Origin of the sequence: Yoonia vestfoldensis, assembly GCF_002158905.1 — a bacterium.
GTDB lineage: Bacteria > Pseudomonadota > Alphaproteobacteria > Rhodobacterales > Rhodobacteraceae > Yoonia > Yoonia vestfoldensis_B.
This window is the reverse complement of sequence record NZ_CP021431.1, coordinates 2,117,471-2,132,061: the sequence shown is the minus strand read 5'-3', so window position 1 is coordinate 2,132,061 and position 14,591 is coordinate 2,117,471. Positions and strand designations below refer to the sequence as shown.

Here is a 14,591-nt window from a genome sequence, read left to right as displayed (position 1 = left end):
AGCAGCGCGCCGGGTTACTTGCCGCCGGGTTATTTGCCGCCCAGTCATTTGCCGCCGAGTCATTTGCCGAAAGTGACGATCCCTGTCGCGTTCAGCGCATTTGCCAAAGCGTTGAACCGGACCTCTGCGACCTCGCCGTAAAGCGGGCGGGCATGGTCGGTCAGCCGCAGGGTGACTTCATTGGTCTTGCGGTTCAGTTTCAGCGTGCCGGGCTGTTCATCCGCCGTCAGCCAGAGCATCGCGCCAAGCCGCATCGCCTTGCCCAGGATCTCGGCTTCTTTGATCTGCTCGGGGGTCAGCATGGCGAAGAGCGGATCAAAGCGGCTGTTCGCGGTCTTGCTGGAATAGCGGTTCATCAGCGCCAGCCCCAACAGGACCCGTTCATAATGTTTCAACCCGCCCAGATTGGCGCGGGTCGCGTTGTCAAAGGTCACCTCGGCGCGGTAATCGGGATGCGCGCGCCAGCTGACATCATGCAGCAGGCAGGCGGCCTTGATGATCCGCTTGCGCTGCCAATTGGCGCGCGGAAACAGCGGTTTGACGAAATCGTAAAGGATCCGTCCGAAACCGGGCAGGCGGGCATCCTTGTTTTCGGCGAAACGGCAGCTTTCGATCAGCGGGTCGCGTTCGCGCAGCGCGCGCGGCATCTGTTCGTAAAGCATCCCTTCGCGGATACCATAGGATGACACCGCCACATCCTTGGGCTTGAAGCTGCGCATCAATTCCTTCAGCACGATCACCGCCAGCGGGACCAGCGACATCCGGCTGTCCGAGATATGGCAGCGGCTGCGCAATTCCGCCAGGTCAGAGTTGCGGATATATTCGGCGGTCATGCTGATCTGGCGCGAGGACATGCGGTATTCATGCAGCACCGTCAGCGGATAGCCGCGCCGTTCCATGTCGATCCGCGCGATGGCCCGCCATGACCCGCCGACCAGAAACAGGCGCATCCCGGTTTCAAGGTTCATCTCTTTGTGCAGATCCTGCATGGTCGCGCGGACATGGGCCTTGATCGCCTTTTTGCCACCCTTGATTTCGCGCAGTTTCAGCGGGCCAAGCGCGGAGGTCACGCGCTGGCCGACGCGGCCTTCGGCCAGATCGGCCAGTTCCATGGACGACCCGCCGATATCGCAGACAAGGCCGTAACTGCCCGGCCAGCCCAGCAACACGCCCTGGGCGGACAGCCGCGCCTCTTCGCGCCCGTCGATGACCCAAAGCTTGACGCCGGTTTCGCGCAGGACTTCGTCGCGGAAATCCTGCCCGTCGCTGGCATCGCGCACGGCGGCGGTGGCGACAGCGGTCAGCGGCGGGATGCCCATACCTTGGGCCAATGCCGCGAAACGGCGGATCGCGGAAATCGCGCGTTTGCGTCCTTCGGGGTTCAGATGGCCGGTTTGCGACATGCCCGCCCCCAGCGCGCACATGATCTTTTCGTTATAGAAATAGGCAGGCGAGCGTGCCGCCCCGTCAAAGACCACCATGCGGACAGAGTTGGACCCCACATCGACAACGCCGACCCGCGCCAAGGCCTGTGCGGCGGGGTCTTCGAACAAAGGGCGGCCAAATGGCCCCCAGTCGATGCTGTCAGGCTCGGATTGCTGAGTCATGATGTCCCCGTATGCGACGTCTGACCCGTATCGGTCAATCGTCGGTATGGGTCAATTGCGGAACATCCGAGGCACCGGCAGATCCCCGCCCTGAAAGCGATGGATTTTCCATGAAAAAGCGGTGGCAATTGAAGGCAAATTCACCCTCGGGCGGGGTGGCACGGGTGAAATGGCCATCGGGTGCCATGACCCAGCTTTGCGCAACGTCAGCCATATTGGCGGCCATGATCTGGCTGACGATCTGCGCCTTGACGGTCGGGTTCTGGATATCAACCAGCGTTTCGACCCGCCGGTTCAGGTTGCGCCCCATCCAATCGGCCGAACTGATATAGACCTTGGCCTTTTTGGATGGCAGCGCTGCGCCATTGCCGAAACAGACGATGCGCGAATGTTCCAGAAACCGGCCCACGATGGATTTGACGCGGATATTGTCGGACAGCCCTGCCACACCGGGGCGCAGCCCGCAGATGCCGCGGATCACAAGGCTGATCTTGACCCCCGCCTGTGACGCCGCATAAAGCGCATCGATCACATCGGGTTCGACCAGCGAATTCATCTTGGCCCAGATCATCGCGGGTTTGCCGGCGCGGGCGTTATCCGCCTCGATCCCGATCCGGTCGATCAGGGTTTGTTTCAGCGAGATGGGCGAGATCGACAGATTTTTCAGCCCCTCTGGCTGGGCATAGCCGGACAGGTAGTTGAACACCTTGGTCGCATCGCGCCCCAGATCCTGATCGCAGGTGAAAAAGCTCAGATCGGTATAGATCCGCGCCGTGATCGGATGGTAATTGCCAGTGCCGAAATGGGTATAGGTCACCAGCCTGTCGCCCTCGCGGCGGACCACGGTGCTGATCTTGGCGTGGGTCTTGTAATTCACAAAGCCGTAAACCACATGCGCGCCCGCCCGTTCCAGACGGCGCGACTGGCGGATATTGGCGGCCTCGTCGAAACGGGCCTTCAATTCGACCAAGGCGGTGACCGATTTGCCGTTCTCGGCAGCCTCGCAAAGGGCGGTGACGATGGGCGATTTCTGCGACGTGCGATAAAGCGTCTGTTTGATCGCCACGACATCGGGGTCATGGGCGGCCTGTGTCAGGAACCGCACCACCATGTCGAAGGTTTCATAAGGATGATGCAGCAGCATGTCCTTTTGCCGGATCGCGGCGAACATATCGCCGTCATGGTCCTGCACCCGTTCGGGCACCCGGGGGGTGAAACTGGGCCAAAGCAGATCAGGCCGGCTATCCAACACCAGTTCGCCTAGGTCGGAAATGCCGATCAGCCCGTCCACCTCGACCACGGCATCGCTGGCGACATGCAATTCGGACATGATCAGCGATTGCAGCGCAGGCGGCGCATTGGCCGAAATCTTGAGCCGGACAACCTCGCCCCGGCGGCGGCGTTTGAGGGCGGTTTCAAACTCGCGCACAAGGTCTTCGGCCTCTTCTTCCAGTTCCAGATCGCTGTCGCGCAGCACTTTGAAGCCGCAATTGCCCTTGACCTGATAGCCCGGAAACAGCCGCGGAATATGCAATAGCAGCAATTCTTCCAGCGGCAGGAACCGGTGGCCCGTGGTGCTGGGCAGCGAAATGAACCGCGCGATCTGGGCGGGGATCGGCAAAAGCGCGCGCAGGCTGCGTTTATCGGCGCTGCGTTCAAGTTGCAGCGCCAGTGCAAACCCTTCGTTGGGCAGAAACGGAAACGGATGCGCAGGGTCGATCGCCAAGGGCGACAAAACCGGAAACACCTGATCGAGGAAATAATCCTGCAAGAAATCATTATCGGCGGCGGTGACATCCTTGCGCGACAGGATGGCGATGCCATTGTCTTTCATTTCCGCCTCGAGCGCGCTGAACACGACTTGCTGGCGGGTCATCAAGGCGCGCGCCTCGCGGTCGATCTCGACCAGCTGTTCGGCGGGGGTCAACCCGTCCAGCGCGGGCGTCACATTGCCGGCGATGGCCAATTCGCGCAGGCCCGCGACCCGGACAGTATAGAATTCATCCAGATTGGTTGCCGAAATCGACAAAAAGCGCAGCCGTTCCAGCAGCGGCACGCGCGGGTTTTCAGCCTCTTCCAGCACGCGCCAGTTAAAGCCGACCCAGCTTAGCTCTCGGTTCACAAACCGGGCGCTGCTGGCGATATCCGTCTCAAGGGCTGTGGCGGCGGGAAAGTCGCCGGTCAGGAAATTTGCGTTGTTCATGCTGCCTTTTGTCCCGCGAAGGTTGCGGTTTTGTGACAATGATGCAGCGGCTAGTCGGGCTTGTCCAGCAGCCGTGCAGCCAACCTGTGGTTGATCTTGTGGCCGCTTGCCAAGGCGGCGCTGTCCAATGCGGCCACGATGGCGGCGGCGGCGGCAAAGGACCGCTCGATCCGGGGCGCCAGATAGGCGGCCAGATCGGGGGGCGGCAGCAATTGGCGGTCGGCGAAAAGCTTCATCATCACCGCCTGCAACAGCGCGTCATCGGGATCGGCGACCTGTGCCACGGCGCTGCCCTGCATCCGGCTGGCCAGATCGGGCAGGGTCAGCGGCCAATGCCCCGGCGTCTGGCGCGCGGTCATCAGCAACAGCCCGCCGCTGTGTTGCAGGTGGTTGTGCAGATGGAACATCGCCTCTTGGGCGGTCTGAGGCAGGCGGTCCATATCCTCGACCACCAAGGCCGCGGCTGTGGGTTGGAAATCGGCGGTCAGATCGGCGGCCGCGATGATCTGCGTGCGCTGCCCCCCTGCGAAAATCCGCGCCAGATGGCTTTTGCCGCAGCCCATCGGCCCCGCGACAACCAGCTTGCGCAGTGGCCAGCGGTCCGGATCGGTCACCATGCCAAAGGCGGTCGCATTCGCGGTCGAGACGAAAAAATCATCCGGCCCCAGCGCCACCCCGTTGGGCCAGTCGAAACTCAGCTGTTGTGCCATCATGGGGCCTTGGACTGCCCTTGATACAGCAGGCTGTCGCGGTATTTGCCCAACGCGTAGCGGGTCAGCACGCCGATCACGGCGGCGACCGGCACGGCAACCAACATGCCGACAAAGCCGAACAGCGACCCGAAAACCGATAGTGCAAAGATCAGCCAGACCGGATGCAGCCCCACCGAAGACCCAACCAATTTGGGCGTCAGGATATTACCTTCGAGGAACTGGCCCACCCCGAAGATCACGGCGATGATCCCGATCCGCAGCCAATTGGTCGCATAGGTCACGGTTTCCCCATCCGCGATCTCGACCGAGCCCCAGAACTGGAACAAAGCCAATCCCAGCGCCAAAGCCCCGCCGACCAAGGCGCCCACATAGGGGATGAAGGTGATCAGCCCCGCGATAAACCCGACGATCAGCCCGAAATTCAGCCCCGCCAGCATCAGGAAAAGCGCGTAATAGCTGCCAAGGATCAGGCAGACCGTCAATTGCCCACGGATGAAAGACGCCAGCGTGCGGTCGATTTCGCTGCCAAGGTGACGGACAGTCGCGACATGATCGCGCGGCAGCAGCCCGTCGATCTTGGCGATCATCTTGTCCCAATCCAGCAGCAGATAAAAGGCGACAACCGGTACGATCACCAGCAGCACAAGGATATTGATCAGCCCCATGGCCGAGCTGAGCAGGCTGTTGATCAATTCACCGCCGCGGGCCTGGATCGTTTCTCCGATAGCCTGCAATTGCTGACGGATCGTGCTTTCCGGTTCGATCAATTCGGGAAAACGCGCGGTCAATCCGGCCTGAAGCCGTTCAAACAGGGCAGGGGCGGTATCGATCAGCGCGGTGGTTTGTTTGACCAGCGTCGGGATCACCAGCAGGATCAGCAGGATGAACACCATAGCGGCGGCCAGGGTGATGATACTGACCGCAAGCGCCCGGCTTAGGCCCGCGCGCTGCAACCTGTCGGCGACAGGGTCCAGCAGATAGGCGATCGCCCCGCCCAGCACGAAAGGCAGGATCACATCGCCCAAGACCCAAAGCACGGCCAGAAACAGCGCCGTGGCGATGCCCCAATATTTGATCTGGTCCTTGATGGGCAGGGCCATCGGTCGCTCCGTTTTGGTTCTTGCCGTGATGCGGCAAACCGGCCTTGCGTGCAAGGGGCCTGCGCATTTTCGAGCGCTGTCAATCACAATGCTTGCGGGGGCATGGTTGCGCGATTACACGTCAAAATCAATTTCCGCCTGTCACAAAGGTTACCCCCATGCGCCTCAGCCGATATTTCCTGCCCGTCCTGAAAGAAACCCCGCGCGAGGCGCAGATCGTGTCGCATCGCTATATGTTGCAGGCCGGGATGATCAAACAGGCCAGCGCGGGGATTTATTCCTGGCTGCCCTTGGGGTTCAAGGTGCTGCGCAAGATCGAAAATATCGTGCATCAGGAACAGGAACGCGCGGGCCATATCGCGATCCAGATGCCGACGATCCAATCGGCGGACCTTTGGCGTGAAAGCGGGCGCTATGATGCTTATGGCGAAGAAATGCTGCGTATCAAGGACCGTGGCGGGCGTGACATGCTGTTCACCCCCACGGCCGAGGAATTGGTCACCGACATCTTCCGCGCCCATGTGACCAGCTACAAGGATCTGCCGCTGACGCTTTATCAGATCCAGTGGAAATTCCGTGACGAGGTCCGCCCCCGTTTCGGCGTCATGCGGGGCCGCGAATTCTATATGAAGGACGGCTATAATTTCGATCTGACCAAAGAAGACGCGCTGCACGCCTATAACCGCCATCTGGTCAGCTATCTGCGCACCTATGAACGCATGGGGTTGCAAGCGATCCCGATGCGCGCGGATTCTGGCCCCATCGGCGGCGATGACACGCATGAATTCCTTGTGCTGGCCGACACCGGCGAATCGGAAGTGTTCTATGACAGCCAGATCACCGATCTGAAATTCGGGGACCGGCAGATCGATTACAATGATCACGCCGCCTGTGCCGCTGTGCTGGATGAATTCACCAGCCGCTATGCGCGCACCGATGAAACCCATGACGAGGCGCTGTTCAACCAGATCCCTCAGGACCGCCGCCGCACTGCGCGCGGCATCGAAGTGGGCCAGATTTTCTATTTCGGCACCAAATATTCCGAGGCGATGGGCGCCATGGTCGATGACGGCAAGGGTGGCAAAGTGCCGGTCCATATGGGCAGCCACGGGATCGGCGTGTCGCGTCTGCTGGGCGCGATCATCGAGGCCAGCCACGACGACAAGGGCATCATCTGGCCCGAAGGCGTGACGCCGTTCCATTGCGGGATCGTCAACCTCAAGCAAGGCGACGCAGAGGCGGATGCCGCCTGCCAGGCGCTTTACGACAGCCTGACCGCGCTGGGGCTGGAACCGCTTTATGATGACCGCGACGAACGGGCGGGGGCCAAATTCGGCACGATGGATATGATCGGCCTGCCTTGGCGGATCACCGTTGGCCCGCGCGGGCTGAAAAACGGCGTGGTCGAACTGACCTGCCGGCGCACGGGCGAAAGCGAGGAATTGCCGCCCGTGGATGCGGTGGCCAAGATCGCCAAGATCTATGACGGGATCGCATGATCGCGCTGATCCGCGCGACCACAACCAAAGGGTGCTGGTGCAGCCTTGGCCTGCGCGCTATGTAGCAGGCCATGAATACACCGCGCCCTTTTGCCAAATTCGAATGGATGATCGCCTGGCGCTATATCCGCGCCAAACGCGCCGAGGGTGGCGTCAGCGTCATGACATGGATCAGCCTGATCGGTGTCACGCTGGCCGTCTTCGCGCTGATTGCGACGCTGGCCGTGCGGTCGGGCTTTCGCGCTGAATTCATCGATACGATTGTGGGGGCCAATGCCCATGTCACCGTGGTGCGCCCGCGTGACGTGATCGCGGATTACGCCGAAATGGCCGAGCGGATCATGCAAGTGCCCGGTGTGGCCAGTGTCGCGCCCTTGGTGCGCGGGCAGGCGATGGCGGGGGCTTTCGGGCAGATCGCGCTTGCCGATATCTATGGCATCCATCTGGATGACCTTAAGGCCTCCGAGGCTATCGTGGATAGCGAACGCACCATCGGCGATATCGACGACCTGCCGAACGGGATAGCCCTTGGCTCTGCCTTGGCGGCGAACCTCGGGCTTGGGCTTGGCGACCGGATCGAGATCACCACACGGTCCGGCGCGGCCACGCCGATGGGTCAATCGACACGGCGCAATGCCTATGAGGTGGTCTATATCTTTTCCACCGGCCGCTATCAGATCGACGAGGTGCGCGCCTATCTGCCCTTTGATGTGGCGCAAAGCATCTTTAACCGCGATTCTGTGGCGGATGAGCTGGATGTGCGGCTGGACGACATCAACCAATCCGAGGCTTTGAAACAGGATATCGCCAATGCCGCAGGCCCCAATGTCTGGGCCTATAGCTGGCAGGACCGCGTGGGCCGGTTCCTGCGCGCGCTGACGATTGAAGATAATGTGATGTTCATCATCCTGTCCATTCTGGTGCTGGTGGCCTCGATGAATATCATCAGCGGGCTGATCATGCTGGTCAAAAACAAGGGCCGCGATGTGGGCATCCTGCGCACGATGGGGCTGACCGAAGGGTCGATCCTGCGGATTTTCTTTATCTGCGGGGCCGGGATCGGCACGATCGGGACGGCGCTGGGCGTGATCCTGGGCTGTCTCTTCGCGATCTATATCGACCAGATTTTCAGCCTGGTGAATTATGTCGCGGGCGGCGGTGTCTGGGATCCGTCGATCCGGGGGATCTATAACGTGCCTGCCGAATTGCATCTGTCCGATGTGCTGAAGGCCGTATCGCTGTCGCTGGGCCTGTCCTGGATCATCACGATCTTTCCCGCCCGCCGCGCCGCGCGCATGAATCCGGTCGAGGCGCTGCGCTATGAATGAGATCCTGTCGCTGCATGATCTGCACAAGACCTATCACGCGGGCAAACCCAACGAGGTGCGCGTGCTGCAAGGCGTGGATCTGAGCGTCGGCGCAGGCGAGATCGTGGCGCTTGTCGCGCCATCGGGGGCGGGCAAATCGACCTTGCTGCATATCGCGGGGCTGCTGGATACGCCCGACAGCGGTCGGGTCAGCATCGCGGGCGTGGATATGACGCGGCTATCGGATCGCAAACGCACCGGCGTGCGGCGGGGGCAGGTCGGGTTCATCTACCAGTTCCACCATCTGCTGCCGGAATTTTCGGCGCTGGAAAACATCGTGCTGCCGCAGCTGGCCAATGGTGTCAGCGAAAAAACCGCCCATACCCGCGCAATGGGGCTGCTGGACCGCGTCGGCATCGCGGGACGGGCCGCGCACCGGCCTGCGGCGCTGTCGGGGGGCGAACAGCAGCGCGTCGCCTTTTGCCGGGCACTGGCGAACGAGCCTGCATTATTGCTGGCGGATGAACCAACCGGCAATCTGGACCCCGAGACATCCAACCGCGTGTTCGAGACCCTGATCGGGCTGGTGCGCGATACCGGGCTGGCGGCGGTGATTGCGACGCATAACCTTGATCTGGCCGCGCGGATGGATCGGCAGCTGCGGCTGCAAGCGGGCGTTCTGGTGCCGGTTTAGACCTTCTGGGTCAAGACCACGCCAGCGGCCATCAGCGCGATCCCGGCGGCACGGGTGCCGGTCAGCGGGGTGACCTGTGCGGCAAACAGCCCGAAATGGTCGATGGCCGCCGCCGAGATCAATTGCCCCAGCAGCACGAAAAACACCGCATTGCCAAGCCCGATCACCGGCGCGATCCATGTGATCGACAGGATGTAAAAGGCGACCAGCGTGCCTGCCAGAAACAGGTATTTGGGCGCCGATGCCAGCCGTGCCGCCGCCTGTGGCTGGGTCAGCAGGGCCGCGATCAGCGCCACGCCAAAGGCCACCACGAACAGCACCGCCGCCGCCATCGCCGGTGACCCGATCTGCCGGCCCAACGCCGCGTTCAAGGCTGCAAGCACCGGAATACCAAGGCCTGCGGCCAGCATGATCAGCGCGTAATGGAACATTGCAGCCCTTTCGATTGTCCTGAGGGGGGCGATATGATCTGGAGCATGGCTTGCCGCGCGCGACTTTGCTAGTCTGATAAAAAACGAGGAGGCAAATCATGCGGATATTCATTCTTGGCGCGGCGCTGGCGCTGGCGGCCTGCGTTGACGAGCAGCCGATCGACGGGCGCAGCGTCTATCTGGAAAATTGCGCCGCCTGCCACGGTGTCGACGGGACTGGCAACGGGCCAATGGCGCGCGATCTGGGCGTCACTGCCCCCGATCTGACGCAGATTTCGGCGCGCAATGGCGGCACTTTCCCGCGTGACGCGGTGATGAGCACGATTGACGGCTATCAGGCGGGCCAGCATCTGTCAGGGGCGATGCCCGAATTCGGTGCCGGTGATCTGGGCGATACGGTGATCGTGGAAAACGACGGGCTGGGCACGCCGGTGCCGTGGAAATTGCTGGTGCTGACGGATTATCTGGAAAGCCTGCAACGCTGATTTGCGGGCGGCGGGGTGAACCCCGCCCTACGGGATCTGCTGCAACAGCGCTGTGGCCAGCGGCGTGTCGGGCCTTGTGCCTGCGATTTCCAGGATCAGCTTGCGGCGGATGGCATCGGTGAATTCCGCGCCATCCATCGCGGGCATGACAAAGGCATTCGGGCCGCCGATGATGTTTTGTTCATAAAGATTGACCAGCCCGCTATTGCTGCGGAAATCATTGCTGCGCAGGATCGGCAGGGCGTTGATCGTGATGCCCGCCGCCACCACCTGATCGCGTGAGGTGGTGATCGCGGGGCCAAGCGTATTGGCCATCGTATCACCCGAAAAATCGATCACGCGGCGCAGCGAACGGATGTCATTGCCCTCGATCTGGTCCATCGCGTAAAGCAGCGCCGCCCCGATGGCATTGCTGCCGCTGGCCTGCCGTGGCGGGCCGATCAGCGCGCCTGCAAAGGCGGTGGCGCTGTCCATATCGGCGATGATGGTCCAGTCCACGACCGTCGCCTGATTGCTGGCCCATTCGACATAAGTGACCGCGATGGACCCGTAAAGCGTGTTCTGGATCGCCGCGACAACCGCCGGATCGGTGATCGCGGTCGCATAGGATTGCCGCTGGAACAGCAGTTCTTCCGCGTCGATGGACCCCGAGGCATCGGCGAGCAGGACCAGTTCAAGGTCGGTCTCGATCTGCTGGGCAAAGGCAGGCCCGGCGAGGAAGAGGGCAAGGATCAGCTGGCGCATGAGGAGAATATAGGGCGCCGTTAACCCAAGGGTAGGGTGCGCATTTTGCGCACCGATGTGGTCGATGTGGTCGATGTGGTTCCTAACAGGTGCGCAGGATGCGCACCCTACAGGTCCAACTCCTCCACGAACCGCGCGTTTTCCTGAATGTACTGGAACCGCAGTTCTGGCTTTTTCCCCATCAGCCGCTCGACCAGATCGGCGGTGTCGCCGGGCACTTCATCATGCACGGTCACGCGGATCAGTTTGCGGGTGGCGGGGTCCATCGTGGTTTCTTTCAGGTCCTTGGCGTCCATTTCGCCCAGACCCTTGAAGCGTTGCACGTCGATCTTGCCTTTGCCGCCCAGACCCTTGGCCAGCACGCGTTCTTTTTCGGCGTCATCCGCCACATAGATGCGCCGCGCGCCCTGGGTCAGCCGATAGAGCGGCGGGCAGGCCAGATAGAGATGCCCGTGGTCGATCAGCGGGCGCATCTGGGTGAAAAAGAACGTCATCAAGAGGCTGGCGATATGCGCGCCATCCACATCGGCATCGGTCATGATGATGATCTTTTCATAGCGCAGATCATCGACGTTGAACTTGGTGCCCATGCCGACGCCCAAGGCCTCGCACAGATCGTTGATTTCCTGATTGGTGGTCAGCTTGTTCGATGCCGCGCCCAGCACGTTCAAAATCTTGCCCTTCAGCGGCAACAGCGCCTGATTGACGCGGTTGCGCGCGCCCTTGCCAGAGCCACCGGCGGAATCCCCCTCGACGATGAACAATTCCGTGCCCCTGCGGTCCTTGGATGTGCAATCGGTCAACTTGCCGGGCAGGCGCAGTTTCTTGGTCGCGGATTTGCGGGCGGTCTCCTTTTCCTGACGGCGGCGCAGGCGTTCCTCGGCGCGCAGGACCAGGAAATCAAGGATCGCGCCCGCCGATTTGGTATCTGCCGCCAGCCAATTGTCGAAATGGTCGCGCACGGCGCCTTCGGTCATGCGGGCGGCGATTTCGGATGACAGCCTGTCCTTGGTCTGGCCCACGAAAGCCGGTTCGCGGATGAAACAGGACACCAGCGCGCAGCCGCCCGACATCAGGTCTTCGCGGGTGATCAGCCCGGCTTTCTTGTTATTGGCCAGCTCGCCATAGCCCTTGATGCCCTTGAGGATCGCGTTCCAGAAGCCCGCGACATGGGTGCCGCCTTCGGGGGTGGGGACCGTGTTGCAATAGGATTGGATGAACCCGTCGCGCACCGGCGTCCAGTTGATCGCCCATTCGACCTTGCCGGGTTCGTTGAATTTGTCGCTGAAATCGACGCTGCCCGCAAAGGGCCGTTCGGCATAGGTCGCGGATTTGCCCAAGGTTTCTTTCAGGTAATCGGCCAGACCGCCGGGAAAATGGAATGTCGCCTCCAGCGGGGTTTCGCCGTCGTTGATTTCCGATTTCCAGCGGATTTCAACGCCGGAAAACAGATAAGCCTTGGACTGGATGGATTTATAAAGCCGCGCAGGTTTGAACTTCTGTGACCCGAAAATCTGTTCATCTGCATGGAATGTGACGGTCGTGCCGCGCCGGTTTTGCGTGGGTCCCAGTTTCTGGATCGGGCCAAGGGGGATACCGCGCGAAAAGCGCTGTTCGAACAATTCCTTGTTGCGCGCGACCTGCACGATCATCGAATCCGACAGCGCATTGACCACCGATGCGCCGACCCCGTGCAACCCGCCCGATGTCTGATAGGCCTTGCCCGAGAATTTACCGCCCGCGTGGAGCGTGCAAAGGATCACCTCTAGCGCGGATTTGTCGGGGAATTTCGGATGCGGATCAACCGGGATGCCGCGCCCGTTATCGCGGATGGTGACCGAATGATCGGCGTGCAATTCCACCTCGATCCGGTTGGCATGGCCTGCGACAGCCTCGTCCATGGAATTGTCCAGCACCTCGGCCACCAGATGATGCAAAGCGCGTTCATCTGTGCCGCCGATATACATGCCGGGGCGCTTGCGGACCGGTTCCAAACCTTCCAGCACTTCGATGCTGCTGGCATTGTAATCATCGGGTCCTGTGGTGGACAAAAGGTCGTCGGCCATTGGCTGCTCTTTTCTTGTGGTTTGCGCCTTTATGGCAGAGGGGGGGCGTCCATGAAAGACCCCGCAGATCGTGTTTGTCATGGCCTTGGTGCTGTGGCAGGTTCCACCAAACGGGGGGCGCGATGACCAACACAATGACCACGATCAAGGGCTTGCCGGATTGGCGCTATCTGCTGGCGGAATTCTACGAGCTTTACCGCGCGATCCCCGCGGGCGGCAGCGATCGCATCCGCAGCCATCAACGCCAGGTGCGCGAGGCGATCAACCGCGTGATCAAGGCACATGCGCCCGTGCAATTGCAGCCCGCCGCGCAGAAACCTGTCACCGCGCATCTGCGCCGGGCGCTGGATCAGGGGCGCTCGGGGATCATGGCCTCGACGATCCGGGCGCTTGATACGCTCAGCGTGGATTTTTCCTGGCAATATGGCTATGAAAAGGTCCCCCCGTCGCTGGCCGGTTCCTATGCTTATGCCGAAATCGCAGGGCCGAACGGGCCGGTCATCACCTCAGAGATCATCCTGGGCGTGGTGTTATTCGCGCCCGGCTGCACCTATCCAGCCCATGCGCATCAGGGGATCACCGAAAGCTATGTCTGCCTGTCGGGCGCCGTGTCCGAGAATCACCAAGGCGTCTATGTGCCCGGCTCGATGATCTTTAACCCGCCGGATCATCTGCACAGGATCACCGTGGGCGACCGTGAACCCGCATTGCTGGCCTATGCCTGGCTGGGCAAGCCCGCCGATCTGGCCGGGCAAAAGATGGTCTTTTCGCGCCCGCGCAAATAGGCAGGCGCGCAAGGACAGCACCTAGCGCGAAAGGAACGATGATGCGCATTTTCTTTACCGGTGGTAGCGGCAAGGCGGGCAAACATGCGATCCGCCATCTGCAAGCGCAGGGGCACCGCGTGGTCAATATCGATCTGGTGCCATCGGGGCTGGATATGTCCGAATTGCTGGTCGATCTGACCGACGCGGGGCAGGTGATCGGCGCGATGTCGCAATATGCCGATTTCGACGAGCTGGAGACCGGCACAGGCGTGCCGCGTTTCGATGCCGTGGTGCATTTCGCCGCCGTGCCGCGCGTGATGATCGGCACCGATGCGGAATGTTTCCGGATCAACACGCAATCCACCTATAATGTGATCGAAGCGGCGGTGAAGCTCGGCGTGCCCAAAGTGATCTTTGCCAGTTCTGAAACCACCTATGGCATCTGTTTCGCCCATGGCGAGGTCAACCCGGATTATGTGCCGGTGGATGAAGATCACCCCACCGTGCCGCATGACAGCTATGCGATGTCCAAGGTCTGCAACGAGGCGACGGCGCGCAGCTTTCAGGCGCGCTCTGGCATAGATATCTATGGTCTGCGCATCAATAATGTCATAGAACCACATGAATATGCGGAAAAATTTCCCGCCTTCATCGCTGATCCTGCAACCCGGCGGCGCAATATCTTTGCCTATATCGACGCGCGCGATCTGGGCCATATGGTCGAGTGCTGCCTGAAAACCGACGGGCTGGGCTATCAGCTGTTCAACGTTTCCAACGACGACCTCAGCGTGGGCATCACCGCGCAGCAGGTAATCGACCGCTTTTACCAAGGGGTCGCACAGCGCGGCACGATGTCGGAAAACGAAACAATGTATAGCAATGCCAAGGCCAAGCGCATGGTCGGTTTCGCCCCGCAACATGCCTGGCGCGATGTCTTGGGCTAGCGGCTGACCGGCCCCGCCTGCGGCCTGTGAT

Annotated in this window: 13 protein-coding genes; 6 read left to right on the top strand and 7 right to left on the bottom strand. The window is 61.3% G+C overall.

What is annotated here, in order from left to right; all coding sequences use genetic code 11:
- Positions 1-59: 59 nt before the first annotated feature.
- Genes LOKVESSMR4R_RS10550 through LOKVESSMR4R_RS10535 form a run of 4 tightly spaced genes read right to left on the bottom strand, consistent with a single transcriptional unit; the run spans position 60 to position 5,623 of the window.
- Positions 60-1,607 carry a Ppx/GppA family phosphatase gene (locus LOKVESSMR4R_RS10550; RefSeq protein ID WP_087208199.1) on the bottom strand — a complete coding sequence of 516 codons (1,548 nt, stop codon included), beginning with the start codon at positions 1,605-1,607 and terminating at the stop codon, positions 60-62.
- 34 nt (positions 1,608-1,641) lie between these two features.
- On the bottom strand, positions 1,642-3,810 hold the full coding sequence (locus tag LOKVESSMR4R_RS10545; RefSeq protein ID WP_157898186.1) for an RNA degradosome polyphosphate kinase: 2,169 nt from the start codon (positions 3,808-3,810) through the stop codon (positions 1,642-1,644).
- Positions 3,811-3,860: 50 nt separating this feature from the next.
- A complete protein-coding gene (locus LOKVESSMR4R_RS10540) occupies positions 3,861-4,523 on the bottom strand; it encodes a DnaA ATPase domain-containing protein (RefSeq protein WP_087208197.1) in 663 nt (220 codons plus the stop codon).
- Positions 4,520-5,623, bottom strand: coding sequence for an AI-2E family transporter (locus tag LOKVESSMR4R_RS10535; RefSeq protein ID WP_087208194.1), 1,104 nt, complete (start codon positions 5,621-5,623; stop codon positions 4,520-4,522). Before LOKVESSMR4R_RS10535 ends, LOKVESSMR4R_RS10540 begins: the two co-directional genes overlap by 4 nt.
- Positions 5,624-5,781: 158 nt before the next feature.
- Here LOKVESSMR4R_RS10535 and proS point away from each other — a divergent pair, with 158 nt between their 5' ends.
- The 3 genes from proS to LOKVESSMR4R_RS10520 all read left to right on the top strand — a co-directional run bounded on the left by proS (position 5,782) and on the right by LOKVESSMR4R_RS10520 (position 9,123).
- Positions 5,782-7,122 (top strand): proline--tRNA ligase, encoded by a 1,341-nt coding sequence (gene proS / locus LOKVESSMR4R_RS10530; RefSeq protein ID WP_087208192.1) that lies wholly within the window; start codon positions 5,782-5,784, stop codon positions 7,120-7,122.
- Positions 7,123-7,193: 71 nt separating this feature from the next.
- Positions 7,194-8,450, top strand: a complete 1,257-nt coding sequence (locus tag LOKVESSMR4R_RS10525) for an ABC transporter permease (protein WP_087208189.1) — start codon at positions 7,194-7,196, stop codon at positions 8,448-8,450.
- Positions 8,443-9,123, top strand: coding sequence for an ABC transporter ATP-binding protein (locus tag LOKVESSMR4R_RS10520; protein WP_087208187.1), 681 nt, complete (start codon positions 8,443-8,445; stop codon positions 9,121-9,123). Before LOKVESSMR4R_RS10525 ends, LOKVESSMR4R_RS10520 begins: the two co-directional genes overlap by 8 nt.
- Here the strand turns inward: LOKVESSMR4R_RS10520 and LOKVESSMR4R_RS10515 are convergent.
- On the bottom strand, positions 9,120-9,554 hold the full coding sequence (locus tag LOKVESSMR4R_RS10515; protein WP_087208185.1) for a DMT family transporter: 435 nt from the start codon (positions 9,552-9,554) through the stop codon (positions 9,120-9,122). The two genes, LOKVESSMR4R_RS10520 and LOKVESSMR4R_RS10515, sit on opposite strands and share 4 nt — an antisense overlap.
- Before the next feature lie 98 nt (positions 9,555-9,652).
- Here LOKVESSMR4R_RS10515 and LOKVESSMR4R_RS10510 point away from each other — a divergent pair, with 98 nt between their 5' ends.
- Positions 9,653-10,039, top strand: a complete 387-nt coding sequence (locus tag LOKVESSMR4R_RS10510; RefSeq protein ID WP_087208183.1) for a c-type cytochrome — start codon at positions 9,653-9,655, stop codon at positions 10,037-10,039.
- A gap of 27 nt (positions 10,040-10,066) precedes the next feature.
- Here LOKVESSMR4R_RS10510 and LOKVESSMR4R_RS10505 read toward each other — a convergent pair whose 3' ends face one another.
- The gene (locus tag LOKVESSMR4R_RS10505; RefSeq protein WP_087208181.1) at positions 10,067-10,783 is read right to left on the bottom strand and encodes a DUF1194 domain-containing protein; all 717 of its coding nucleotides are present in this window, start codon (positions 10,781-10,783) and stop codon (positions 10,067-10,069) included.
- A 107-nt stretch (positions 10,784-10,890) separates the two neighbouring features.
- Positions 10,891-12,849 carry a DNA topoisomerase IV subunit B gene (parE, locus tag LOKVESSMR4R_RS10500; protein WP_087208179.1) on the bottom strand — a complete coding sequence of 653 codons (1,959 nt, stop codon included), beginning with the start codon at positions 12,847-12,849 and terminating at the stop codon, positions 10,891-10,893.
- 122 nt (positions 12,850-12,971) lie between these two features.
- On the opposite strand from parE, the gene LOKVESSMR4R_RS10495 reads away from it, so the two are divergent.
- Together LOKVESSMR4R_RS10495 and LOKVESSMR4R_RS10490 are read left to right on the top strand one after the other, a co-directional pair.
- A complete protein-coding gene (locus LOKVESSMR4R_RS10495) occupies positions 12,972-13,634 on the top strand; it encodes a dimethylsulfonioproprionate lyase family protein (protein ID WP_087208177.1) in 663 nt (220 codons plus the stop codon).
- A 41-nt stretch (positions 13,635-13,675) separates the two neighbouring features.
- Positions 13,676-14,560 (top strand): NAD-dependent epimerase/dehydratase family protein, encoded by an 885-nt coding sequence (locus tag LOKVESSMR4R_RS10490; RefSeq protein WP_087213039.1) that lies wholly within the window; start codon positions 13,676-13,678, stop codon positions 14,558-14,560.
- The last annotated feature ends 31 nt before the right edge of the window (positions 14,561-14,591 follow it).